This window comes from Streptomyces sp. NPDC091292 (assembly GCF_044757265.1).
Taxonomy (GTDB): domain Bacteria; phylum Actinomycetota; class Actinomycetes; order Streptomycetales; family Streptomycetaceae; genus Streptomyces.
In genome coordinates, this window is the sequence record NZ_JBIVUQ010000012.1 from 166,488 (window position 1) to 190,248 (window position 23,761).

Annotated in this window: 28 protein-coding genes; 15 read left to right on the forward strand and 13 right to left on the reverse strand. The window is 69.3% G+C overall.

Translation table 11 applies throughout. The annotated features are described in order from the left end of the window. The first annotated feature begins 64 nt into the window (after positions 1-64). A complete protein-coding gene (locus ACIQNU_RS28530) occupies positions 65-1,582 on the forward strand; it encodes a YibE/F family protein (protein ID WP_401371912.1) in 1,518 nt (505 codons plus the stop codon). Positions 1,583-1,704: 122 nt separating this feature from the next. Here ACIQNU_RS28530 and ACIQNU_RS28535 read toward each other — a convergent pair whose 3' ends face one another. The 4 genes from ACIQNU_RS28535 to ACIQNU_RS28550 all read right to left on the reverse strand — a co-directional run bounded on the left by ACIQNU_RS28535 (position 1,705) and on the right by ACIQNU_RS28550 (position 3,934). After that, a complete protein-coding gene (locus tag ACIQNU_RS28535; protein WP_401371914.1) occupies positions 1,705-2,142 on the reverse strand; it encodes an SsgA family sporulation/cell division regulator in 438 nt (145 codons plus the stop codon). A 99-nt stretch (positions 2,143-2,241) separates the two neighbouring features. Continuing rightward, a complete protein-coding gene (locus ACIQNU_RS28540) occupies positions 2,242-3,009 on the reverse strand; it encodes an IclR family transcriptional regulator (RefSeq protein WP_401371916.1) in 768 nt (255 codons plus the stop codon). A 195-nt stretch (positions 3,010-3,204) separates the two neighbouring features. After that, the gene (locus ACIQNU_RS28545) at positions 3,205-3,417 is read right to left on the reverse strand and encodes a DUF5326 family protein (protein ID WP_401372077.1); all 213 of its coding nucleotides are present in this window, start codon (positions 3,415-3,417) and stop codon (positions 3,205-3,207) included. A gap of 199 nt (positions 3,418-3,616) precedes the next feature. Continuing rightward, on the reverse strand, positions 3,617-3,934 hold the full coding sequence (locus ACIQNU_RS28550; protein WP_401371918.1) for a cupin domain-containing protein: 318 nt from the start codon (positions 3,932-3,934) through the stop codon (positions 3,617-3,619). A gap of 100 nt (positions 3,935-4,034) precedes the next feature. On the opposite strand from ACIQNU_RS28550, the gene ACIQNU_RS28555 reads away from it, so the two are divergent. The 7 genes from ACIQNU_RS28555 (at position 4,035) to ACIQNU_RS28585 (ending at position 9,398) form a co-directional block, all read left to right on the forward strand. Continuing rightward, positions 4,035-4,415 (forward strand): phage holin family protein, encoded by a 381-nt coding sequence (locus tag ACIQNU_RS28555; protein WP_401371920.1) that lies wholly within the window; start codon positions 4,035-4,037, stop codon positions 4,413-4,415. Positions 4,416-4,424: 9 nt separating this feature from the next. Continuing rightward, positions 4,425-4,916: a low molecular weight protein-tyrosine-phosphatase gene (locus tag ACIQNU_RS28560; protein WP_401371922.1), complete on the forward strand. Its 492-nt coding sequence runs from the start codon at positions 4,425-4,427 to the stop codon at positions 4,914-4,916. Continuing rightward, complete coding sequence (locus ACIQNU_RS28565) at positions 4,913-6,127, forward strand: cystathionine gamma-lyase (protein WP_401371924.1); 1,215 nt, start codon at positions 4,913-4,915, stop codon at positions 6,125-6,127. Before ACIQNU_RS28560 ends, ACIQNU_RS28565 begins: the two co-directional genes overlap by 4 nt. Positions 6,128-6,356: 229 nt before the next feature. Next, positions 6,357-7,262, forward strand: a complete 906-nt coding sequence (locus ACIQNU_RS28570) for a LysR family transcriptional regulator (protein ID WP_401371926.1) — start codon at positions 6,357-6,359, stop codon at positions 7,260-7,262. A 59-nt stretch (positions 7,263-7,321) separates the two neighbouring features. Then, complete coding sequence (locus ACIQNU_RS28575) at positions 7,322-7,804, forward strand: NUDIX domain-containing protein (protein WP_401371927.1); 483 nt, start codon at positions 7,322-7,324, stop codon at positions 7,802-7,804. A gap of 149 nt (positions 7,805-7,953) precedes the next feature. After that, on the forward strand, positions 7,954-8,490 hold the full coding sequence (locus ACIQNU_RS28580) for a DUF2269 domain-containing protein (protein ID WP_401371928.1): 537 nt from the start codon (positions 7,954-7,956) through the stop codon (positions 8,488-8,490). A 5-nt stretch (positions 8,491-8,495) separates the two neighbouring features. Next, positions 8,496-9,398 carry a GNAT family N-acetyltransferase gene (locus ACIQNU_RS28585; protein ID WP_401371930.1) on the forward strand — a complete coding sequence of 301 codons (903 nt, stop codon included), beginning with the start codon at positions 8,496-8,498 and terminating at the stop codon, positions 9,396-9,398. 27 nt (positions 9,399-9,425) lie between these two features. Here the strand turns inward: ACIQNU_RS28585 and ACIQNU_RS28590 are convergent, their stop codons facing one another. Further along, complete coding sequence (locus tag ACIQNU_RS28590) at positions 9,426-10,691, reverse strand: MFS transporter (protein WP_401371932.1); 1,266 nt, start codon at positions 10,689-10,691, stop codon at positions 9,426-9,428. Positions 10,692-10,833: 142 nt separating this feature from the next. Between ACIQNU_RS28590 and ACIQNU_RS28595 the strand changes: the two genes are divergently transcribed. Beyond that, positions 10,834-11,292, forward strand: a complete 459-nt coding sequence (locus tag ACIQNU_RS28595; protein WP_401371934.1) for a MarR family winged helix-turn-helix transcriptional regulator — start codon at positions 10,834-10,836, stop codon at positions 11,290-11,292. A 74-nt stretch (positions 11,293-11,366) separates the two neighbouring features. Further along, positions 11,367-11,819, forward strand: coding sequence for a GNAT family N-acetyltransferase (locus ACIQNU_RS28600; protein ID WP_401371936.1), 453 nt, complete (start codon positions 11,367-11,369; stop codon positions 11,817-11,819). Between the two features lie 92 nt (positions 11,820-11,911). On the opposite strand, the gene ACIQNU_RS28605 is transcribed toward ACIQNU_RS28600, so the two are convergent. Both ACIQNU_RS28605 and ACIQNU_RS28610 read right to left on the reverse strand, forming a co-directional pair. Further along, positions 11,912-13,300: a serine hydrolase domain-containing protein gene (locus ACIQNU_RS28605; protein WP_401371938.1), complete on the reverse strand. Its 1,389-nt coding sequence runs from the start codon at positions 13,298-13,300 to the stop codon at positions 11,912-11,914. Positions 13,301-13,464: 164 nt separating this feature from the next. After that, positions 13,465-14,046: a RidA family protein gene (locus ACIQNU_RS28610; RefSeq protein WP_401371940.1), complete on the reverse strand. Its 582-nt coding sequence runs from the start codon at positions 14,044-14,046 to the stop codon at positions 13,465-13,467. Between the two features lie 272 nt (positions 14,047-14,318). On the opposite strand from ACIQNU_RS28610, the gene ACIQNU_RS28615 reads away from it, so the two are divergent. After that, positions 14,319-15,296 (forward strand): Lrp/AsnC family transcriptional regulator, encoded by a 978-nt coding sequence (locus ACIQNU_RS28615; protein WP_401371942.1) that lies wholly within the window; start codon positions 14,319-14,321, stop codon positions 15,294-15,296. A gap of 54 nt (positions 15,297-15,350) precedes the next feature. On the opposite strand, the gene ACIQNU_RS28620 is transcribed toward ACIQNU_RS28615, so the two are convergent. Continuing rightward, positions 15,351-16,031: a TetR/AcrR family transcriptional regulator gene (locus ACIQNU_RS28620; RefSeq protein ID WP_401371944.1), complete on the reverse strand. Its 681-nt coding sequence runs from the start codon at positions 16,029-16,031 to the stop codon at positions 15,351-15,353. Between the two features lie 120 nt (positions 16,032-16,151). Here ACIQNU_RS28620 and ACIQNU_RS28625 point away from each other — a divergent pair, with 120 nt between their 5' ends. After that, positions 16,152-17,261 (forward strand): FAD-dependent oxidoreductase, encoded by a 1,110-nt coding sequence (locus tag ACIQNU_RS28625; protein WP_401371946.1) that lies wholly within the window; start codon positions 16,152-16,154, stop codon positions 17,259-17,261. Positions 17,262-17,385: 124 nt separating this feature from the next. After that, positions 17,386-17,949: a dihydrofolate reductase family protein gene (locus ACIQNU_RS28630; RefSeq protein ID WP_401371948.1), complete on the forward strand. Its 564-nt coding sequence runs from the start codon at positions 17,386-17,388 to the stop codon at positions 17,947-17,949. Between the two features lie 30 nt (positions 17,950-17,979). Here the strand turns inward: ACIQNU_RS28630 and dnaB are convergent, their stop codons facing one another. Then, positions 17,980-19,458, reverse strand: a complete 1,479-nt coding sequence (gene dnaB, locus ACIQNU_RS28635) for a replicative DNA helicase (protein ID WP_401371950.1) — start codon at positions 19,456-19,458, stop codon at positions 17,980-17,982. Between the two features lie 459 nt (positions 19,459-19,917). Here dnaB and ACIQNU_RS28640 point away from each other — a divergent pair, with 459 nt between their 5' ends. Next, positions 19,918-21,255, forward strand: coding sequence for an MATE family efflux transporter (locus tag ACIQNU_RS28640; protein WP_401371951.1), 1,338 nt, complete (start codon positions 19,918-19,920; stop codon positions 21,253-21,255). 146 nt (positions 21,256-21,401) lie between these two features. Here ACIQNU_RS28640 and rplI read toward each other — a convergent pair whose 3' ends face one another. The 4 genes from rplI to rpsF all read right to left on the reverse strand — a co-directional run bounded on the left by rplI (position 21,402) and on the right by rpsF (position 23,115). After that, positions 21,402-21,848, reverse strand: a complete 447-nt coding sequence (rplI, locus tag ACIQNU_RS28645) for a 50S ribosomal protein L9 (protein WP_389893269.1) — start codon at positions 21,846-21,848, stop codon at positions 21,402-21,404. A gap of 18 nt (positions 21,849-21,866) precedes the next feature. Further along, positions 21,867-22,103 (reverse strand): 30S ribosomal protein S18, encoded by a 237-nt coding sequence (gene rpsR / locus ACIQNU_RS28650; RefSeq protein ID WP_003949403.1) that lies wholly within the window; start codon positions 22,101-22,103, stop codon positions 21,867-21,869. A gap of 44 nt (positions 22,104-22,147) precedes the next feature. Next, positions 22,148-22,747: a single-stranded DNA-binding protein gene (locus ACIQNU_RS28655; protein ID WP_401371954.1), complete on the reverse strand. Its 600-nt coding sequence runs from the start codon at positions 22,745-22,747 to the stop codon at positions 22,148-22,150. 77 nt (positions 22,748-22,824) lie between these two features. Further along, the gene (rpsF, locus tag ACIQNU_RS28660) at positions 22,825-23,115 is read right to left on the reverse strand and encodes a 30S ribosomal protein S6 (RefSeq protein WP_006604399.1); all 291 of its coding nucleotides are present in this window, start codon (positions 23,113-23,115) and stop codon (positions 22,825-22,827) included. A 277-nt stretch (positions 23,116-23,392) separates the two neighbouring features. On the opposite strand from rpsF, the gene ACIQNU_RS28665 reads away from it, so the two are divergent. Further along, positions 23,393-23,707, forward strand: coding sequence for a hypothetical protein (locus tag ACIQNU_RS28665; protein ID WP_401371955.1), 315 nt, complete (start codon positions 23,393-23,395; stop codon positions 23,705-23,707). Positions 23,708-23,761 lie beyond the last annotated feature (54 nt).

Genomic DNA, 23,761 nt, shown 5'->3' on the forward strand with positions numbered 1-23,761 from the left:
CACGCTAGCGTCATATCGGGCGTGCTGAACAGTGGGCCTCCGGCGTTCTTGCGATGATCGGGCGGTGACGACCTCGCAGCAGCCCCCCGTTCCGCCGTCCGGCCCCGGCCCGCACGGCCCCGCCGACGGCGACCACGGCCACGGCCACCCGCACGGCGCGGGCCATGGGCATGGGCATGGCCATGGGCACGGTCCGGCCGCCCCGGTCTCGCGGCATCTGCGCAAGGTCATCGCCGCGATCCTGATCCCCTTCGCGGCGGCGGTCGCCGTGGGCCTCGTCGTGCTCTGGCCCGGCGGCGCACCGCCCCACGAGCGCACGGGCGTCGGCTTCGACCGGCAGACGCAGCAGGCGCAGATCACCCGTGTCGACCGCGTGGACTGCAGGTCCGTGAACGCCTCCGGCGACACCCCCACCGGCGACACGTCGACCGCCGAGGGCAGCTCGGCCCAGCAGCAGTCGACCGGCAGCTGCGGCAAGGCGACCGTCGAGGTCACCACGGGCAAGGACAAGGGCCGTACGTTCACGGAGATCGTGCAGCCCGACTCACCACGGCAGTTGCACACGGGCCAGAAGGTCATCGTCGCCTACGCCCCGGACGCGCCACGGGAGTTGCAGTACGCGGTGACCGATGTGGACCGGAAGATTCCGATGGCGCTGCTGGCCGGGATCTTCGCGGTCGCGGTGGTCGTGGTGGGCCGGCTGCGCGGGCTGATGGCGCTGGTCGCGCTGGCCGCGAGCTTCCTCGTGCTGACCTTCTTCATCCTGCCGGCGATCCTCCAGGGTTCGAATCCGCTGGTCGTCGCGGTGGTCGGGGCGAGCGCCATCATGCTGATCGCGCTCTATCTGTGCCATGGGCTGACGGCCCGTACGTCCGTCGCGGTGCTCGGCACGCTCGTGTCGCTGCTGCTGATCGGGCTGCTCGGTTCGCTGTTCATCGGCTGGGCCGCGCTCTCGGGCAACACCGACGACAACACCGGTCTGATCCACGGGCTCTATCCGTCGATCGACATGAGCGGTCTGCTGCTCGCGGGCGTCATCATCGGTTCGCTGGGTGTCCTCGACGATGTGACGGTGACGCAGACGTCGGCGGTGTGGGAGCTGCACCAGGCGGATCCGACGATGGGCCGGCGGGCGCTCTACCGCGCGGGCATCCGGATCGGCCGCGACCACATCGCGTCCGTCGTGAACACGCTGGTCCTGGCCTACGCGGGCGCGGCGCTGCCGCTGCTGCTGCTGTTCTCGATCGCGCAGAGCAGTGTGGGGACCGTCGCCACCAGTGAGTTGGTGGCCGAGGAGATCGTGCGCACGCTCGTCGGCTCCATCGGCCTGGTCGCCTCGGTGCCGGTGACGACGGCGCTGGCCGCGCTCGTGGTGGCGGCGGACCGGCCGGGCGAGGGAGCGGGCCCGGCGCTCGCCGGCGCGGGGGTGCCGGGCGGGGGCGTGGGGGTACAGGGCGGCCGGGGCGCGGAGGTGCCGGGCGGGGGCTCAGGGGCGCTTGGCGGCGCGCTGGGGGGGCGCGTGGACGCGCTGGGGGCGCGGGTTCCGATGCGGGGCGGACGGGGCAAGCGGCGCAAGCGCTGAAGCGTTACGGCAGGGCGGGTGCCCTGCGCGTGCGGTGCGTTCGGTGAAGCGTTACGGCGTCTTGGGCGCCGTGGGCCCGCGACCTCGCCCATCCCCTCGACCGTTCCCTCGGCCATCCCTGTTCACCCGGCGCTCTGCTCCTCGGCCAGGATCCGGTCCAGCGTCTCGTCGAGGAGGGATTCAAATCCGGCCAAAGAGCGCTCCTGCCCCAGGGGCACCAGCTTGTCCGTCCGGTCGAGAAACGCGATCAGTGGCGCGATCCCGGCCCGGAACACCGCCTGGTCGCTGCCCACCTGAAGCGTGATGAGGACCTCGCTGAGGAGGTCCTGGTCGCCGGGCGCGATGTGCACATCGCCGTCCCCGCAGGGTTCGGCGACCCCGTCGACCAGCAGTTCACGCCCGAACGTCCAGCTCACGGGCGCGTCTCCGGGCAGATGGAAGGTCAGCCGCACGGCATACGGATCGTCGCTCCTGTACCGCAGCTCGACGGGAATACGGAAGGTGAGTTCCTCGGAGACGAGAAAGCTCATCATGACCTCTGCGTGTACCGACTCACTCATCGCCTACCCCGTCGTGTGCTGTCGACTGGCCAGGAATCATCCCCCTGACGCTCATGGCATCTTGCTTAAAGTACACGACAGATCACAAGGAGTGAGTTTTCAGATGCTGATAGAGAAACCGAGTGTCTTTAGTAGCTTTCCCACCTCGACTTGGAGCAGGCCGATCGCCGGGAGCAACCGCTCCGCCTGATGTGCGGGCAGGGAGATCGCCATGGCCGCCACGGTGGAGCCCGCGGTGAGCGGAATCGCGGCACAGACCGTGCCGAGCGCGTACTCCTGATGCTCGACCACCGGCCGGGTCCGCTCCACCGCGGCGAGGCGCCGCAGCAGGGTCCGCTCGTCACGGACGGAGTACGGCGTGACATATCCCACGGGGTGCCGGTCGAGATGGTCGCGCCTGGCCTCTTCGTCGAGTTGGGACAGCAGACACTGCCCGATGGCGTGGGCATGCCCGGTTTCGCGGAAGTCGGCCCACTCCTGGACGGCCGGGTTGGCGGGGGTATCGGCGATCGCCACGACCTCGATCTCGCCCTCGCGGTAGACGGCGAAGTACACGGGCACACCGAGGGCGTCGCGCCAGTGCGCCAGCGCGTCGTTGATCATGCTGCGACGATTCTGCTGAGCGGCACCACCGCCCAGCCGCCGGGCCGCCTCGGCGAGCAGGAACACCCCTCGCTCACGGCGTACATAGCCTTCGTGGGCCAGGGTGCGCAGCAGGTGGTACGCGGTGGGGAGGGCGACCCCCGCCTCGCGCGCGAGTTGCTTCGCCGGCGCCCCGTCCGCGTGCGAGGCCGCGGCCTCCAGCAGGCGGAGGGCACGCTGCACCGACCCGATGAGGGTCGGGCGGCTGTCGTCGACCGTGGCCAAGGCGCACTCCGGAAGCGGGTGGGAATTCCGGACTGTAATGGTCCGCCCCGGACGATCAGGGCCGCCGGAGAAAACTTCCCCCGGGCGAGGGACTGTGCCTTGCGTCACGCGACGCCCGTGTCGTAGGGGCCCGTGGCGTGCGGTCCGTAGCATGCGGGCCGTGTCGGAGGCGTCGGCGAGCAGGGGCGTCGGCGGCTACCAGTCGCCGCGTGACGATGAACTCGACATGAACTTCCGTACCACGTAAACGAGTCCGGCGACCAGGGCCACGAACACCAGGACCTTGAAGAGCAGCCCCACCAGGAAGGAGAGGATGCCGACGATCAGCCCGCCGAACACGACCAGGGCGATGACCGGCACCGCGACCCACTTCACCCACCACGGCATGCCCGCGTAGATTTCTCGCACAGCCATCGTCCTGCCTCACTTCCGTACGTGCGCGGTGCCGCTTCCCACACCACCGCAGCCTTCGATTACCTGCCTTCGATGCTAGGTCGGCGCGGACGCCGGCGGATGCCGCCGATCCCTTGTCCTCCCCTGACCGTCCCCCTAGGGAACGCGGGAGCCGGCCCGGACGTTCCTGAACTGAGGGACGGTGGCTCGGTTGTCAGCCCTCGGGCGGCGAGAACATCACCAGGACCCGCAGATCCTCGGTGATGTGGTGGAACTTGTGCGCGACCCCCGCGGGCACATAGATCACACTGCCCCGCGCCACCTGGGTCGTCTCCATGCCGACCGTGATCGACGCCCGTCCGCTCACCACGAAGTACACCTCGTCCTGCGCGTGCGGCTGCTGGGGATCCTGGGTCCCGGCGTCCAGCGCGTACAGGCCGACCGACATGTTCCGTTCACGCAGAAACTGTAGGTACGCACCGTCGTTCGCGGCCCGTTCCGTCTCCAGCTCATCCAGTCGGAATGCCTTCATCGCCCTCTGTCCGCCCTTGTTCGCCGCGTTCAACATCCCGATCATGGGGCGTGCCACAGCCGCACGTCCAGGTACGGACGGTATCCATGGAGGAACCCTCATGCTGAACTTCGCAGTCAAGACGCTCGCCAACGCGGGCGCCCTGGCCGTCGCCATCTGGCTGCTCGACAAGATCACCCTCACCGGCGACAGCACCGGCAAGAAGGTGCTGACGCTGATCCTCGTGGCGCTGCTCTTCGGTCTGGTGAACTTCCTGGTCAAGCCGGTCGTCAAGGTGCTCACCTTCCCGCTGTTCATTCTGACCCTCGGGCTGATCACGCTCGTGGTCAACGCCCTGATGCTGCTGCTCACCTCCTGGCTCGCGGACAAGGTGAACCTCAGCTTCCATGTGGAGGGCTTCTGGACCGCGGTCCTCGGCGGCCTGATCATCTCCGTGGTGTCCTGGGCGCTGAACGTGGTCCTGCCCGACGACAAGGACTGAGCGCGTCCCATGACGTATCGCGTCTGCTTTGTCTGCACCGGCAACATCTGCCGGTCGCCCATGGCCGAGTCCGTGTTCCGCGCGCGGGTTGAGAAGGCCGGGCTCGGCGACCGTGTCGAGGTCGACAGCGCGGGCACCGACGGCTGGCACGAGGGCGACGGTGCCGACCCGCGCACGGTGTCCGTCCTGGAGGCCGCCGGGTACGGGAGCGACCACGAGGCCCGGCGGTTCCGGGCCTCGTGGTTCGACCGGCTCGACCTCGTGATCGCACTGGACGCCGGGCACCTGCGCGCGCTGCGCCGCCTCGCCCCCACTCCGGCCGACGCCGCGAAGGTCCGGTTGCTCCGCTCGTACGACCCCGACGCGGGCTCCGACCTGGACGTACCCGACCCTTACTACGGTGAGGTCGACGGGTTCGAGGAGTGCCTGGAGATGGTCGAGGCGACCAGTGAGGGCCTGCTCGACGCCGTACGCGAGGCAGTGGAAGGACAGGCGGCATGACGGACGTTCCGACGGGAGCGGGGGCAGTGGGGGCGGGCGGGCCGGGTGACGGTACGCGCGTGGTGCGGGCCGGGCTGCCCGAGCCGGTGAACCATGAACCGACCCTCCCCGGGCCTGTGTTCGCGGCACACTTCCACCTCTCGGGCGATGTCACGGGGCCCTACAAGTACGGGCGGGACGAGAACCCGACCTGGACCCATCTGGAACGGGCCATCAGCGAGTTGGAGGCACCGCACGGCCTGTCGGCCCCCGACGGCCAGGAGAGCGGCCCCGAAGGGAGCGCCGACAGCCACGGCGTCGAAACGCTCGTCTTCGCGTCCGGCATGGCCGCCATCTCCGCCGTCCTCTTCTCGCATCTCCGCGCGGGCGACACCGTGGTCCTCCCGAACGACGGCTACCAGGTCCTGCCCCTGGTCCGCGAGCAGCTCCAGGCGTACGGCATCGAGGTGCGTACCGCGCCCACCGGCGGCGACGGCCAGCTCGCTGTGCTCGACGGCGCCCGGCTGCTGTGGATCGAGACCCCGTCGAACCCCGGCCTCGACGTCTGCGACCTGCGCCGGCTCATCGACGCGGCGCACGCGCAGGGCACCCTCGTCGCCGTGGACAACACCCTCGCGACCCCGCTCGGCCAGCGCCCCCTGGACTTCGGCGCCGACTTCTCCGTGGCCAGCGGCACCAAGCAGCTGACCGGCCACGGCGACCTCCTCCTCGGCTACGTCACCTGCCGCGACGCCGAACGGGCCGCTGCCGTACGCCGCTGGCGGAAGATCGTCGGAGCGATCCCGGGCCCGATGGAGGCATGGCTCGCCCACCGCTCCCTGGCGACCCTGCACCTGCGCGCCGATCGGCAGAACGCCAACGCCCTCGCACTCGCCGAAGCCCTGCGCGACCGGCCCGAGGTGACGGACCTGCGCTACCCCGGACTCCCCGACGACCCCTCCCACCCGATCGCGTCACGCCAGATGCGGCGCTTCGGATGCGTGGTGTCGTTCACGCTCCCCACCCGCGCCCGCGCGGAACGCTTCCTGGAGGCCCTGACCCTCGTGGACGACGCCACGAGCTTCGGCGGCGTACGCTCCACGGCCGAGCGCCGCCGCCGCTGGGGCGGAGACAACGTACCGGAAGGCTTCATCCGCTTCTCAGCAGGCGCAGAGGACCCCCAGGACCTGATCCCGGACGTCCTGAACGCCTTGAATTCCACAGCGAACTGACCCAGCGGGCGAACGCCACCTCGGGCGGCTGTCTCGCGGACGGCCCGAACCTCCCCCCTCGTGGCTCGGGCCGTCCCGGTTCCTTTGGTGAAGAACCGCGCGAACAAGGCTAGTTGACTCTCTGTCAGTGTCCAATCACTCCAGCGACAGAGACCTATCGACATATTTATAGTTGGCGTGACAGGGGGAGGGTGGGGGTGAAGGCAAGGGCAGGGAGGAGGGGAGCGCCATGGATCTGGCCCTTCTGCGCACCTTTGTCACTGTGCACCGGGCCGGCTCCTTCACGCGGGCCGCCGCACTGCTCGGCCTCTCACAGCCCGCGGTGACGTCCCAGATCCGCACCCTGGAACGCCAGTTGGGCCGCCCCCTCTTCCTGCGCCAGGCCCGCGGGGTCACCCCCACGACGATCGGCGACGAACTCGCCCACAAGGCCGCGCCCCATCTCGACGCCCTCGTGGAGATCACGGAGACCGGTCTCGACGAGGACTCCTCGCTGCGCACCCTGCATCTCGCCGGTCCACCCGAGTTCACCGCCGAGCGCGCCCTACCCGCTCTCACCGCGCTGACCGGCCACGACGGCCAGGGCTTCGCGCTGCGCGCCTGGTTCGGCACCGCCGAGGAGACCTTGGAGGGGTTGGCCGCCGGACACCATGATCTGGCCATTTCCACGGCCCGGCCGCGTGGCGCCCTGCTCACCGCGACCCCCCTCTGCGACGAGGAGCACGTCCTGGTCGCCGCGCCCCACTGGGCGTCCCGGATCGGTCCGGGCAAGCTGCGCCGCAAGGGAGCGCCCGCGCTGGAGAACCTGCCGGTGGTCGAGGTGCATGAGTCGCTGCCGTTCGTGGCCCGCTACTGGGCGGCCGTCTTCGACTCCGTCCCCGCCGCGTCCGGCACGGTCGTCGTCCCCGATCTGCGCGCGGTCCTCTCCTGCGCCGTCGCGGGCGCCGGACTCGCCGTACTCCCGCACTATCTCTGTACGTCCGCCCTGGCGCGCGGCGATGTCGTCTCCCTGCTCGATCCCGCGGTGCCGCCCCTGCGGACGTACTTCCTCGTGGTCCGTACCGGGACGCTGGCGATGCCCCACATCGCACGAGCACATGAGTGGCTGCTGCGGGCCGGGGGCGCCTGGGGCTGAGGGAGGCCGCCGGACGTGCGGAATGTTTCACGTGGAACCAGCCGGGCCACATTTCTCCCATGACCGTTCGACCCGTGGTCAAACGCACCGCACGCGCCATCCTGCTCGACGGAGACGACCTGGTTCTGATCAAGCGGACCAAGCCCGGCGTAGATCCCTACTGGCTCACCCCGGGCGGTGGAGTGGAACCGGAGGACTCCACCGTCGTCGACGCCCTGCACCGCGAAGTCCACGAGGAACTCGGCGCCAAGATCACCGATGTGGTGCCCTGCTTCGTCGACACCGTCGAGCACATCGGCGAGGACAGCGCGTCGACCGGAGTGAAGGTCCAACACTTCTTCGTGTGCCGGCTGGAATCCCTGGACGAGACCCAACGGCACGGTCCCGAGATCGATGAACCCTGTGGCGAGTACGAGATCGTCCGGGTGCCCTTCACCCGGGTCGGTATCGCCTCGGTCCACCTGGTGCCGCTCTCCCTGCGCCACTACCTCGACGGCAACATCGAGGGCGTACGGGCGATGCACGCGCCGGATCTGGGCTGAGCCACCGAACCGCCCCCACCAAACCGCCCCCACCAAACCAGCGAGACACCGAGACATCGCCAGCAGCGCCCCCGTACTCCGACGCCAGTACGCGGGGTTACTCCCGCTGGCAGACGACCCCCCGGGCCGCGCACGGCACGGTGTTTCACGTGAAACTACGCCGCTCGGCCCGCAGGGCCTTCCTTGTCGCCCATGTGACCTTCTCCGTGAGCTGGCTCGGCCTCTCGCTGGGGCTGCTAGCGCTCGCCGTCACCGCGGCCACCACCGGATCGACGGGGGCCATGGAGGCCTCGTACCGCTCCATGAAGGTGTTCACCGACTGGCTGATCCTGCCGGTGGCGCTGATCACTCTGGGCACCGGGCTTGTCCTGTCGCTCGGTACCCGCTGGGGTCTGGCACAGCACCGCTGGGTCTACACCAAGTTCTGGCTCACCCTCGTCACCACCGCCGCGTCGGCCTTCGCCCTGCGGCCGGGCGTCAATGACGCAGCCGCGCAGGCCGTCGCCGGCGTACCGGTCGAGAGTGCGGCCCGTCTCATCGCGCCGCCCCTGGTCTCGCTCAGCGCCTACGCCTTCATGACGGCCGTCTCCGTCCTCAAGCCGTGGGGTCTCACTCGGCGTGGGCGAAAGGCACGGTCGAGTGCGCGCAAACCGGTGGACGCCGAGGGGCTGCGTCAGACAGCCTGACCAGCGTGTCGACACCTTCCCTCTCCGCACTGCCCATCCGCCGGCTGACCCCCCGCGACGTCACCGCCTGTACCGAACTCTCCCAGGATCGCGGCTGGCCCCCCGAGGACCACAAATGGGGTCTGCTGCTCGCCGCCGGTACGGGGTACGGCATCGACGCCCCCGACGGCCGGGGGCTGTTGAGCGCCACCGTAGTGACCGCCTATGGCCGACAGGACGACCCAGACCTTCTGGCGATCGGGATGGTGCTGGTCGCCCAGCGGTATGAGCGCCAGGGCGTCGGACGCCGGATGATGCGCCATGTTCTCGCGGAGGCGGGCACGACACCCCTCGCCCTCTATGCGACGCCGTACGGCCGCCCGCTCTATGAGGAGTTGGGCTTCAAGACCGTGGGCAGCGCCGAGATGGTGATCGGCACCTTCACCGCCGAGCCGACCGAAGCCGAGCCGACCGGAACCGGGGCATCGGCGTCGGCGTCGGTCGTGACGCGTCCCGCGACCGCCGAGGATCTGACCGCGATCCTCCGTCTGGACGGCGAGGTGTTCGGCCTCGACCGCACCCACATGATCACGCGCCTGCCGGCCTTCGCCGATCAGCTCCAGGTCGCCGTGGAGAACGGAGAGATCATCGGCTACGCCGCCGCCTGGCCCAACACGCACCACGAGGTCGTCGGACCCCTGGTCGCCCGGGACACGGAGACGGCCAAGGCACTCGTCACCTCGCTCGCCGCGCGGGCGGTACGACCGCTGCGCACGGACATCGACGTACGCCACGAGGAGCTGTTGACCTGGTTGAAGGAGCACGGTCTCGCGCCCGTCGCCTTCAACACGGTGATGGTGCACAGCGTCCCGGACCTGCCCGGCGACTGGAACCGGCGATTCGCCCCGATGACACTGGCGGCCAGCTGAGGAGCACCGGGCGCCGAGCGGGCGGGGTCAGTGGTGGTCGACCGTCGCCTGAGCGGCCTGGTCGGTGGCGGTCGCCTCTGCGGCCGTCGCCCCGCCGACTGCCACCCCTCCGGCGGCCTGGGCGCCCGTGACGATCCGGCCGACCCGCACGGAACGGCGTTCCAGGGTCGCCGACACCACGGCCAGTACGAGCGCTGCCGCCGCGAGCGCCGCGCCCACCCAGTTCGGCGCGGTGTAGCCGAGCCCGGCGGCGATGACGAGCCCTCCGAGCCAGGCCGACAGGGCGTTGCCGAGGTTGAAGGCGCCGATGTTCACGGCCGAGGCGAGCGTGGGCGCGCCCTTGGCCTGGTCGAGCACCCGCTTCTGGAGCGGCGGCACGGTCGCGAAGCCGAGGGCGCCGATGAGTGCGATGGTCACGGCTGCCGCGACCTTGTGGTGTGCGGTCACGGTGAACAGGGCGAGTACGACCGCGAGGGCGCCGAGGGCCACGTACAGCAGGGGCATCAGGGCGCGGTCGGCGAACTTACCGCCGACCAGGTTCCCGGCGACCATGCCGAGGCCGAACAGGACGAGAAGCCAGGTGACGGAGGTGTCGGCGAAGCCGGCGACGTGCGTCATCATCGGCGCGATGTAGGTGATGGCGGCGAAGACACCGCCGAAGCCCAGGACCGTCATCGCCATGGCGAGCAGGACCTGCACATTACGGAAGGCGGCCAGTTCATGGCGCAGCCGTACCCCTTCGGCCTTGGGCAGCTCCGGCACCAGTTTGGCGACACCGGCGAGGCCGATCACGCCGAGCGCTGCCACGGCGGCGAAGGTGATACGCCAGCCGGCGGTCTGCCCGAGCAACGTGCCCAGCGGTACGCCGACGACATTGGCGACGGTCAGACCGGTGAACATCATCGCGATGGCCCCGGCCTTCTTGTCCGGCGCCACCAGATCGGCCGCGACGACCGAGCCGATGCCGAAGAAGGCACCGTGCGCCAGTGAGGCGACGATGCGGCCGATGAGCATCACGCCGAAGGCAGGGGCGAGGGCGGACAGCAGGTTGCCGACGATGAACAGCCCCATCAGCACCATCAGCATCCGCTTGCGGGACACCTTGGTGCCGAGGGCGGTCATGATCGGCGCTCCGATCATGACCCCCAGGGCGTAGCCGGTCACGAGGAAGCCCGCGGTCGGGATCGACACGCCGAAGTCACCGGCGACCTCGGGCAGCAGACCCATGATCACGAACTCCGTGGTGCCGATGCCGAAGGCCCCGATCGCGAGGGCCAGAAGGGCGAGAGGCATGGGGAGAGACCTTCCCAGGTGATTGCAAGAGCGGTTAACTTGCGTACACAATAATTGCAGACGCTCGATACTTGCAAGCGCGGGCTATTGCGTTTGTGCCCTACTCTGGAGAAAGTCGCTCCGGGACGGAGGAACCACCGCCATGACAGCCACGGACCCCGCGCTCACCGCCCTTGCCCAGGGCTGGTGCGCCCTCTCCTCGCTCCACGGCAGGATCGAGACGCACATCGAGCGGGCCCTTCAGGCCGGCCACGATCTGAGCGTGCGGGAGTACTCCCTGCTGAACACCCTCAGCCGCCAGCACGACGGACCCGGCGGTCATCTCCAGATGAAGCAGGTCGCCGACGCGGTCGTGCTCAGTCAGAGCGCCACCACCCGGCTGGTGACACGGCTGGAGGACCGGGCCCTGCTCACGCGCTACCTCTGCCCCACGGACCGCCGCGGGATCTACACCAATGTCAGCGACGCCGGTCTGAAGCTCCTCGAAGAGGCGCGCCCCACCCATGACCGCGCCCTGCGCGAGGCTCTGGACGAGGGCGCGCGCGATCCGGAGCTGGCCCCCCTGGTCAGAGCGGTCGAAGCGGTACGAGTGCCTGCGTGAGGCGTTCGGCGTGAGGCGTTCCGGGTAAGGCGTTCGGGGTAAGGCGTTCACGCGGGCACTCGTAGGCTGCCCTCATGACAGATCTCGCCATGCGGCCGGCCACCGCCGAGGACATCCCGGCGATCGTGGCCATGCTGGCCGACGACCCGCTGGGCGCCCAGCGGGAGTCGCCCGACGACCTCACGCCGTACCGCACCGCGTACGAGCGGCTGGCCGACGACCCGCACCAGCATCTGGTCGTCGCCGTCCGCGACGAGCGTGTCGTCGGCACCCTGCAACTCACCGTCGTTCCGGGGCTGTCCCGCAAGGGCGCCACCCGCTCGATCATCGAGGGGGTCCGTATCCACGCCGACGAACGCGGCAGTGGACTGGGCACCCAGCTCATCGAGTGGGCGATCGACGTATCCCGGCGTGAGGGCTGCGAATTGGTGCAGCTCACGTCCGACACCTCACGGACCGACGCACACCGGTTCTACGAGCGACTTGGCTTCGAGGCGTCGCATGTGGGGTTCAAGCTGGCGCTTTGAAGGGCGAGAACGCGGAAGCGTCTTGTTTCACGTGAAACAAGACGCTTCGCCGCGCTGCCGGGACGGCGCTACCAGGGGCTGTGCCCGGAGGATTACCGAGGCAGTCCGCGCCAGCCTTCGGGGTCGACCCCGCCCGGTACCGCCGCCTCCGGGTCGTACGGCTGCCGTGTGAACACGAACGATCCCAGGTCGAGGTGGCTCACCGATCCGTCCGGGCGCCGCACGGCCCGCAGGGTCTCCCCCGCGTAATAGCCGTCGAGGCCGAGCCAGGTGCCGTCGCCCTGCGCCCGGAAACGGGAGGCGCGTCCCGCCCCGGACAGCGGTCCCAGCGTGACACCGCCGTCCGCGGTCAACCGCAGTGCGACCGCGCCCGTCCCCCAGTACCAGGGGCCCGCCAACTCCAGTACGGCCTGGTCGACCTCGGGCAGGGGCCGCCAGGGCTCCGGAATCGTCGGCTCGGCCTCGGCCACGATCTGTACGAGGTCACCCGCGAGGCCCCAGATGGGCAGTCCGGAGGTGCAGTTGGCGAGCGTGACGGCGGCGAGGCCGTCCTCCACGCTGATGGCGAGCCCCGCGAGGAATCCGGGCAGGGACCCCGAGTGGCCCACGATCATCCGCCCGCCCATGCGGTGGAGCTGCATCCCGAGCCCGTAGGCGGCCCCGTTGACCACGTCCGCGAGTTCGGACGGGGATGCGGGGGTGCGCATCTCCAGGACCGATGCGGCGCTGAGTACCCGGTCGTCGCCGTCGGCCAGGAAGACCGCGAAACGGGCCAAGTCGGCGGTGGTCGACCACAGTTGCCCGGCCGGGGCCATCCGGCCCAGGTCCTCGGCGGGTTCCGGAAGCAGCACATCGGCCCAGGGGTGCACCGCCCAGCCGCCCGCGTGGGGCGCCTGCGGCTGTCCGCTGGTCCGGTGCAGCCCGAGCGGCTCCAGGACTTCCTGGCGCAGCACGTCCTCCCAGGAGGCTCCGCGAAGCTCCTCCACGAGGGCGCCGAGGAGCGTGAAGCCCGGGTTGGAGTAGTGGTGCCGACGGCCGGTCGGATGCTTGAACGGCTGCTCGCCGAGCACGTCCGCGAGGTCGGGGCGCAGCGAGCCCGGGGTCCGCTCCCACCAGGGCGCGGGTGACTCGGCGGCCAGTCCGGCGCTGTGGGTGAGGAGTTCGGCGATGGTGACCTCGCCGACCCCGGTCCCCTTGAGGTGCTTCTCCAGGGGGTCTCCGAGGTCGAGCAGGCCCTCGTCGCGCAGCCGCATCACCAGTACGGCGGTGAAGGTCTTGGTGATGGAGCCGATGCGGTACTGCACGTCGTCGTCGGGTGCGTGTCCGGCCACGGAGGTCCTCGCCCCGTTCCAGACGACCTCTCCGTCCCGTACGACACAGGCGACCACCGAGGGCGCCCTTCCCTCCACCTGCGCCACGGCGATCCGCCGCACCAGGGCCCGCCGGGTGCTGTCCAACAAACCTTCAGAAGATGACGTCATCCCCACAGTCCACCCACTGCACCGCGAAACGTCGAGCGCATTTCCCCGAGCGTCGAGTGCATTTCCCTGGGCATCGAGCACTCCTCCCCGAGCGCCGAGTGCGCTTCCCCAAGCCGTGACGTGGCGAGCACGCTCCCGAACGTGTCCACGGCCGGCGTGGTGGCTCAGCGCACGGCGACCGCTTCGATTTCGACGAGAACGCCGGGCTGGGCCAGCCGCTCGACGCCGATCGCGGCACTGGTGGTCTTGATGCCGGCCGCGTCCAGGCGGTCGATGACCTTGTCGAAGTGCTTGAAGAACAGATCCTCGTCCGTCACCGAGTACCGCAGTTGTGTGATCTGGTTCGGCCGGTAGCCGGCGTCCTTGACGTACTTCTCCATCTGGTCGAAGACCCGGTCGATCTGCTTCCCCATGTCCCAGGGGTAGAGGTAGGTGTTGCCTTCCTTCGCCGTCTGACCGGCCACGAACAGGATGCCGCGCGGATCGCGCACCTCGTGGGTCTGGTAGAGCGCGGTTCTGCCGTTGTACTTCCACGGCTCGCCCAACTTCCGCCGCTTGTCCTGGACGTCCGCCGTGCTGGGGGACTTGGCCGGGTCTTGGGCGGTGCCGCTCGCGGACGTCTTTGTCTCGGGTATCGCGTGCTGTGCGTCCTCGGCGGCGCCCGCCTGGACGCCCGACGCCAGAGCGGCGAACGCCATCGCGCTGGCGAGGGCGACGGTCAGTGTCACCTTGCGGTTCGTCTCCATCACTTTGCCTCTTCCCGGCAGGTGCCGTCTCGTGGGTACGGATGCCAGTGAAGGCCACCACTCGCCCCGGAAGGCCCCGGCCGGGCTCCGGCGGCCCGGACGTGCAGGATTCCGCCGTCCAGGCCCTACGCGCCGTCGGATAATCGTCACCGCAGGCGCATCCGCCGCGAGCACGGGGACCCGGCCGGATCAGAGGCCGACCAGGTACCGATCAGGTGCGAACCAGGTGCCGACCAGGTGCCGACCAAGGGGCAATCCGGGGGGACGGAACGATGGATGAGACGGACCAGTTGGTGGTCTCGGCGCTTCTGGCCAATGGTCGCGCCTCCTGGACGACGATCGCCGAAGCCCTCGATCTCAGCGAAGGCACGGTCCGCAGACGAGGCAGCCGACTACTCGATTCCGGGCTCCTCGCGGTCACCGCCCTGGAAAACCCGTACCGCGCCTGGGGTGGCTGGCCGCTCGTCCTGATCCTGCGCACCCGCCCCGACCGGACCCTGCGCCTGGCCCACCATCTCGCCCGTATGTACGCGGTGAAGACCGTATGGGTGCTCGACACCAACGAGATCTTCGCCCTGGTCCACCCTCGCAACCGCGATGAGCGCAACGAACTGATGCTGAGCCACCTACCGCTCGCCGGTGACCTCCTCGATCTCCGGGCCCTGCCTGTTCTGCGCGCCTACACGCTGGCGGGACCGCCGCAGCCACCCCTGCTCACCGCCGCCCAGACCCGCGCCGTCCGTCACCCTTACGATGACCCGGGCCTTGAGCCGGGCCCGCGCCTCGACATGGACGAACACCACCTCGTCGAGGCCCTTGCCGTGGACGGCAGGATGAGCTTCGCCCGGCTGGCGGCGACCACGCACACCTCCGCCGCGACCGCCCAGCGTCGGCTTCACCGGCTGCGGCTCACCGGCGGGGCCGAGATCGCCACCGTCGTGGACCGCTGCCAGGTCGGCCTGGATGTCCAGGCGGTGTTCTTCCTCCAGACCGACCCCGCCGCCCTGCCCGACACCGTCAAACAGCTCACGGCCCGCACGCCGGTCCATCTCGCCGTCGCGGTGACCGGCCCGGACAGCCTCATCGCCGCCGTCGCCGTGTCGCACACCGACGACGTCTACCGGCTCCTGGCCGAGGAGTTCCCCTATCTCCCCGGCTACCGGCACGCCCGCGTCCACCTCGTCACCGCCTTCGTCAAGGAGAGCGGTATGAGCTTCCACGACGGCCGCTGGCAGCCCGTCGAACCCTGAATCCGGCGGTCGAACCCTGGATCCGGCGTAAGCCCGGTCCCCGCGCGGGCCCGCTCACCTTGAGATGCGGGCCTCGATGCCGTCGAGCAGGAAGTCGAGGCCGGTCCGGAAGGTCTGGTCGGCGTCCAGGTGGGCGGCATCACGTACCACCGTGGCCAGCGCGGGAAATCGGCCGGTGGCGAAACTCCGCTCCAGATAGGGCCCGAGCGCGGCCTGCCAACGCCGCTCGTCCATCCCGGTCGCCCGCTCGGCACGCCGCTCGGCGATCTCCCGACGCACCGCGCCGATCACATACGCGTCGACCGCGCCGACCACCGGCATGACGGCGTCCACATCCACACCGTCCAGCGCGGCCACCACGGCCTCCCCCCTGGCCAGCGCGTGCGGCCCGAGCTGCGGTCGTCCGCCGAGCAGATCGGCGAGCCATTCGTGCTGGTGGGCGGCGCTCCGGGTGGTTTCGGCAAGAGACCGCAGCACCTCCCGCCAGTTGTCTCCGACCGGCCGGATCTCGGCGTGGATCGCGTCGACCATCAGGTCGAGCAGCTCCTCCTTGCTGTCGATGTAGCCGTACAGCCGCATCGGCCCGACGCCCAGCGCGGTGGCCACCTTGCGCAGCGACACCGCCTCCAGGCCGTCCGCATCTGCCAACTGGATCGCCGCCCGCACGATCCGCTCCCGGTTCAACGAGGCCGGCACGGGTCGATTCGGTGGCTCCGGCCTCTCCCACACCAACATGACCGTAAAGATACATTGCATCGGCACGATACGGTGTATCGAGAGGTACGACGTATCGCGCCGGTACGCCGTAACGCTGTACCGCCGTACCGCCGTATCGAGCCCTGTTGAAGGAGAGGCATGACCATCGCCATCGTCGGAGCCGGCCTCGGCGGCCTGGCTCTCGCCCGTGTGCTGCACGTGAACGGCATGGATTCCGTCGTGTATGAACGTGAATCGTCACGCGGTGCGCGTGGCCAGGGCGGCATGCTCGACATCCACTCCGGCCAGCGGGCGCTGCGCGAGGCCGGTCTGATCGACCAGTTCCACGCGATTGCGCGGGGCGAGGGCCAGGACATGCGGCTTCTTGAGCCGGACGGCACCCTGCTGCTCCAGGAGGACACGCCCGACGACGCCCCGCTGGAGCGACCCGAGGTCGACCGCGCCGATCTGCGCGAGCTGCTGCTGGATTCCCTCCCCGAAGACACGGTGCGCTGGGGACACGTGTTCACATCCGCCGACAACGGCCTGCTGCACTTCGCCGACGGCAGCAGCGCGGCGTACGACCTACTGGTCGGCGCGGACGGCGCACGGTCCCGGGTCCGCGCGCTGCTCACCGACGCCCACCCGGCACATATCGGCCAGAACATCGTCGAGATCGGCATTCCCGACATCGACCGCACGCACCCCGACCTCGCGGCGATGGTCGGGCGCGGCACCTACTGGGTGCTCGGCAACGGCATATCCCTGGCGGCTCAGCGCAACGGCGACGGTCGCGTGCGCATCGGCGTGAGCTTCTACGACACCCCCGAGGACTGGTTCGCCACCAGCGGGATCCCGTTCGACGACCCGGCCGCCGTACGGGCGCGGCTGATCGACCTGCTCCCCGGCTGGGATCCACGGTTCACCGCGCTGATCGCGGCATGCGACGACATGGTCGTACCGCGGTCGATCACCACGTTGCCGACCGGCCTGACCTGGCCGTCGACGCCGGACGTCACGCTGCTCGGCGATGCCGCGCACCTGATGCCCCCGGTGGGAGAGGGCGCCAACATGGCGCTGCTCGACGGCGCCCTGCTCGCTCTCGCACTGGCCGCGCACTTGGACGACCTCCCCGCCGCCGTCAAGGAGTACGAACGCGAGATGTTCGAACGCACCAGCGCTGCCGCCCGCATGTCAGCCGACATGCACGAATTGCTGACATCGCCGGACGCCGCCCAGAAAATGCTCGCCTTCTTCCAACCCGGCTGAACGCGGCCGAAGATGACCGCACACCGAACACGAGGACTACAGGCGAACTCAGCTCGCACACCGATGAGTTTCCCGCGCCGCGCCGGTCTGTACGCGGGAGACCGACTCACAGAAGGCTGGTGCCATGCGGAAACTGATTTACGGCATGAACCTGACCCTGGACGGCTTCATCGCCGCGCCCGGCGACAACATCGGCTGGGGCGTGCCGAGCGACGAGCTGTTCCAGTTCTGGTCCGACCAGTTGCACGCGACCGATCTGTCGCTGTACGGGCGCAAGCTGTGGCAGACGATGAGTTCCCACTGGCCGACCGGCGACCAGCAGCCGGGCGCCACCCCGGCGGAGATCAAGTTCGCGCGCCGCTGGCGGGACATGTCGAAGGTGGTGTTCTCCTCGACGGTCGACAAGGTCGACTGGAACACCCGCCTGGTCACCGGCGACGCGATCGCCGAGATCACCCGGCTCAAGGCCGAGGACGGCGGCCCGATGGAGATCGGCGGCGCGACGCTCGCCGGAGCGGCCATGCGGGCCGGGCTGATCGACGAGTACGTGCTGGCCACCGCGCCGCTCCTGGTGGGCGGCGGCACACCGTTCTTCACCGCGCTGGACAACTGGGTGAACCTCAATCTGGTGGAGACGCGGACGTTTCCCGGCGGCGTGGTCCTGACCAGGTACGAGACGAGGCGCTGAGGAGTTTCCCAGGGAAGCCCACGTCGAAGCCTACGTCTGGGCCATGTCCACGAAGCGGGAGTAGTGGCCCTGGAACGCCACCGTGATCGTGGCCGTCGGACCGTTTCGGTGCTTGGCCACGATCAGGTCCGCCTCGCCCGCGCGGGGCGACTCCTTCTCGTACGCGTCCTCACGGTGCAGCAGGATCACCATGTCCGCGTCCTGCTCGATCGAGCCCGACTCACGCAGGTCCGACACCATCGGCTTCTTGTCGGTGCGCTGCTCGGGGCCACGGTTCAGCTGGGAGAGCGCAATGACCGGGAGTTCCAGCTCCTTGGCGAGGAGCTTGAGGTTACGGGACATGTCCGAGACCTCCTGCTGACGGCTCTCGGCCCGCTTGGAACCGCCGGACTGCATCAGCTGGAGGTAGTCGATGACGACCAGCTTCAGATCGTTGCGCTGCTTCAGCCGCCGGCACTTGGCGCGGATCTCCATCATCGACAGGTTGGGCGAGTCGTCGATGTAGAGCGGGGCGGCCGAGACATCGGGCATACGGCGGGCGAGCCGCGTCCAGTCCTCGTCCGTCATCGTCCCGGAGCGCATGTGGTGCAGCGCCACCCGGGCCTCGGCGGACAGCAGGCGCATCGCGATCTCGTTGCGCCCCATTTCCAGGGAGAAGATCACGCTGGGCAGATTGTTCTTGATCGAGGCGGCGCGCGCGAAGTCCAGGGCCAGCGTGGACTTACCCATGGCGGGCCGGGCCGCGATGACGATCATCTGGCCGGGGTGCAGACCGTTCGTCAGCGAGTCGAAGTCGGTGAACCCCGTGGGCACACCGGTCATCTCGCCGCTGCGCGACCCGATGGCCTCGATCTCGTCGAGCGCGCCCTCCATGATGTCACCGAGCGGCAGATAGTCCTCGCTGGTGCGCTGCTCGGTGACCGCGTAGATCTCGGCCTGGGCGCTGTTGACGATCTCGTCGACGTCGCCGTCCGCCGCGTATCCCATCTGGGTGATGCGGGTGCCGGCCTCGACCAGGCGGCGCAGGACGGCCCGCTCGTGGACGATCTCCGCGTAGTACTCGGCGTTCGCCGCCGTCGGGACCGTCTGCACCACGGTGTGCAGATACGACGCGCCGCCGACCTTGGTGATCTCGCCCCGCTTGGTCAGCTCCGCGGCGACCGTGATTGGGTCGGCGGGCTCACCCTTCGCATAGAGATCGAGGATCGCCTGATAGATCGTCTCGTGCGCGGGCCGGTAGAAGTCGTGGCCCTTGATGACCTCGACGACATCGGCGATGGCGTCCTTGGAGAGCAACATGCCGCCGAGTACGGACTGTTCGGCGTCGAGATCCTGCGGCGGCACCCGCTCGAACGAGGACGGGCCGCCGTCCCAGGAACCGCCCTCGCGACCCCGTTCGTGCTGCTCTTCACGGCCCCGGCCACCGTCGCCGCGCCGGCGGGAGGCGGGCAGACGGTCACTGGGACCGCTGTCGGCCCAGGGGTCGTCCAAGGGCTCGGAAATACTCACCGGGCCACCTCCTCCCGTCCGCCACGCGGACCTCGCCGTGCCCCTCATTCCTACGGCACGACACTGACAAATCAGGAACCCGACTCCGGTTGCGACGCGTCGGTTTTGTGAGGTTTCCGAGGCCGGGGGACAGGGCGGGCGGCGACCCACGTTAGGCCCGTGGGCACCGTCAGCCAATCTGGTTATCCACAGGCGTTGTGGACAACTCCCCCTACGCTGTGGAGAACCCCGCGAAACCTGTGCACGACACGGTGGACAGCGCTGTGAACAAGCCCTCGAACACCCCGACCAACCGGTTCTGACCTGCGCTTTTCCCATCCACCGGCTGTGCAGAAGAAAAACTTTCCCAGTCGGCGCAAGATCCCCCGGAGCCGCGCGGCACCCCGTGCCGAACCCCCACAAAAGTAAGGGTCCAAAGGGCATTGCATCTCTTACCTGTGGAAGATTAGATTGGCGCCCATGACCCAGGCTCCCGCAGCGACCAAGGCTGCCCGGCGCCGGCACGACCGAGAGATCGTCGCGCTGGCCGTCCCCGCCTTCGGCGCACTCGTCGCCGAGCCTCTTTTCGTGATGGCCGACAGCGCGATCGTCGGCCATCTGGGCACCGCCCAACTCGCCGGACTCGGCGTCGCCTCGGCCCTTCTGATGACGGCCGTGAGTGTCTTCGTCTTCCTCGCCTACGCCACCACGGCCGCCGTGTCCCGCCGGGTCGGCGCCGGTGACCTCCAGGCCGCCATCCGCCAGGGCATGGACGGCATCTGGCTCGCCCTGCTGCTCGGCGCCGCCGTGATCGCCGTCGCCCTGCCCACCGCCCCGGCCCTGGTGGACCTCTTCGGCGCCTCCGACACGGCCGCGCCCTACGCCCTCACCTATCTCCGGATCTCGTCCCTCGGCATCCCCGCCATGCTCGTCGTGCTCGCCGCCACCGGAGTGCTGCGCGGCCTCCAGGACACCCGCACCCCGCTGTACGTCGCCATCGGCGGCTTCGTCGCCAACGCCCTGCTCAATGTCGGCCTCGTCTACGGCGCCGGCCTCGGTATCGCGGGCTCCGCCTGGGGCACCGTCATCGCCCAGTGGGCCATGGCCGCGGTCTACCTCTTCGTCGTCGTACGCGGTGCCCGGCGGCACGGCGCATCGCTGCTCCCCGACCTCGCCGGGATAAGGGCCTCGGCCCAAGCGGGCGCACCCCTCCTGGTCCGCACGCTCTCCCTGCGCGCGATCCTCATGATCGCCACCGCGGTCGCCGCCCGCATGGGGGACGAGGACATCGCCGCCCACCAGATCATCCTGTCGCTGTGGAGTCTGCTGGCCTTCGCCCTCGACGCCATCGCCATAGCGGGACAGGCGATCATCGGGCGCTATCTCGGCGCGAACGACCCCGAGGGCGCCCGCGCCGCATGTCGGCGGATGGTGCAGTGGGGGATCGTCGCCGGAATCGTCCTCGGCCTGCTGGTCGTCCTCACCCGGCCTCTGTTCATCCCGCTGTTCACGGGCGACCAGCTCGTCCAGGACACCGCACTGCCCGCGCTGGTCGTGGTCGCGCTGTCCCAGCCGATCTGCGGCATCGTCTTCGTTCTCGACGGTGTGCTGATGGGAGCCGGGGACGGTCCCTATCTGGCCTGGGCGATGATCGCGACCCTGGCCGTCTTCACCCCCGTGGCCCTGCTCGTCCCCGCACTCGGCGGCGGCCTCACGGCACTGTGGGGCGCGATGACCCTGATGATGACGGTACGGATGCTGACCCTGTGGCTACGGTCCCGCTCGGGCCGCTGGATCGTCACGGGCGCCACGCGATAGGGCATGTTTCACGTGAAACACCCCCTTCACCCCGAGCACCCGGCAAGCGTGTGGGCCGCACCCCGAAGGATGCGGCCCCACAGTACTGAGTCAGCAGAGAACTGATTCAGCACAGAGCTGTGTCAGCTCGGCCCGGCGCGGAGCGCTCAGGCAGCGACGACCTCGATGTTGACCTTGGCGGCCACCTCGGGGTGCAGACGCACGGACGTCGCGTGGGCGCCCAGCGTCTTGATGGGCGTGCCCAGCTCGATACGGCGCTTGTCGACGTCGGGACCACCGGCGGCCTTGATCGCCGAGGCGATGTCGGCCGGGGTGACGGAACCGAAGAGCCGACCGGCGTCGCCGGAACGGACGGCCAGACGGACCCTGACGCCCTCAAGGCGCGCCTTGATCTCGTTGGCCTGCTCGATCGTCGCGATCTCGTGGATCTTGCGAGCGCGACGGATCTGCGCGACGTCCTTCTCGCCACCCTTGGTCCAACGGATCGCGAAGTTCCGCGGGATCAGGTAGTTGCGAGCGTAACCGTCCTTGACGTCGACGACGTCGCCCGCGGCACCGAGGCCGGAGACCTCGTGGGTGAGGATGATCTTCATATGTCGGTCACCCTTCCCTTATCGCGCGGTGGAGGTGTAGGGCAGCAGCGCCATCTCACGGCTGTTCTTGACAGCCGTGGCGACGTCACGCTGGTGCTGCGTGCAGTTGCCGGTCACGCGGCGGGCACGGATCTTGCCGCGGTCGGAAATGAACTTCCGCAGCATGTTCGTGTCCTTGTAGTCCACGTACGTGACCTTGTCCTTGCAGAATGCGCAGACCTTCTTCTTAGGCTTGCGCACAGGCGGCTTCGCCATGCTGTTTCTCCTGTGTGATCAAGAAGTGTGGGTACGGGCCCGCCCTAGAAGGGGGGCTCGTCCGAGTAGCCGCCACCATTGCCGCCGCCGGAGCCGCCGCCCCAGTTGCCGCCGCCGCCCTGCTGGCCACCGCCGGCCGGTGCGCTGGTCGCCCACGGGTCGTCGGCGGGAGCCCCGCCGCCACCCTGCTGGCCGCCACCGGGGCCGCCGCCCCAGCCGCCGCCCTGCTGGCCGCCACCGCCACCGCCGCCGTAACCACCCTGGCCGCTTCGGCCGCCACCGGAAGTCTTGGTGACCTTCGCCGTGGCACTGCGCAGACTCGCGCCGACCTCGTCGACATCGAGTTCGTAGACCGTGCGCTTGACGCCCTCACGGTCCTCGTAGGACCGCTGCTTCAGCCGGCCCTGCACGATCACGCGCATGCCTCGCTGGAGCGACTCGGCGACGTTCTCCGCCGCCTGACGCCAGACCGAGCAGGTCAGGAACAGGCTCTCGCCGTCCTTCCACTCATTGGTCTGACGGTCGAAGGTGCGGGGTGTGGACGCGACACGGAACTTCGCGACCGCCGCACCGGAAGGGGTGAAGCGCAGCTCGGGGTCGTCGACAAGATTGCCGACAACCGTGATGACGGTCTCGCCTGCCATTGGGGGAACCTCTCGGCGGGTTTGCTGCTGGCTGCTGGTGCTGCTACTCGAATCCCGGGATCAGCTGAGCGGGATGCTCAGTGGGTCTCGGGACGGAGGACCTTGGTCCGGAGGACCGACTCGTTCAGGTTCATCTGCCGGTCGAGCTCCTTGACGACCGCAGGCTCGGCCTGGAGGTCGATGACCGAGTAGATGCCCTCGGGCTTCTTCTTGATCTCGTACGAGAGACGACGACGGCCCCAGGTGTCGACCTTCTCGACCTTTCCGTTGCCCTCGCGGACGACGGAGAGGAAGTTCTCGATCAGCGGGGAGACAGCGCGCTCCTCAAGATCGGGGTCGAGGATGACCATCACCTCGTAATGACGCATGTGGAACCCACCTCCTTTGGACTCAGCGGCCACGGTCGATCCGTGGCAGGAGGGTTGTGATGCGTTGGTGCAACAGTGATGCCAGTAAAACAGCCGCCACTGACAATCGGGGCCCGTGAGGGTATTCCGGGTCGTGGCCTGGGCAGACACTGGTGCAGACGGTACAGACTACCCGCACAGCGGCTTCCGGTTGAAATCCGGTGGTCCTGGCCCGCAATCTGTACACATCGGGTGTCTATGGCGCTACGATGCGCCGCCCTTCCGCAGGAGGTGCCCCATGGCACAGGCAATGCGACCGAACTCCGCGACCTCCCTACTCGCCACGGACGGCAAGGCCCATCCCCTTCAGGACGCGCTGGTCGCGGTGACCCTGGTACTCGGGCTCACCGCCGCGATCTCCTCGATCTTCTCCGGACTCCACCTCCTCAGTTCCTGGACGGGTCTGGTGGGGATCCTCGCGGGCGGGTACGGGCAGTTCATCTCGGTGACGACGCGCGAGCGCTTCGGTCTGATCCTGGGCCTGGGGGCATCGGCTGTCGGCTTCTTCATCGGAATGGCCCATGGAGGGCTCTTCGGCGGCCTGATCGGCTGACGCCGCGACGGGACCTCCGGGACAACCCCCGGAACCCCCGGGGCGCCGGGGGTC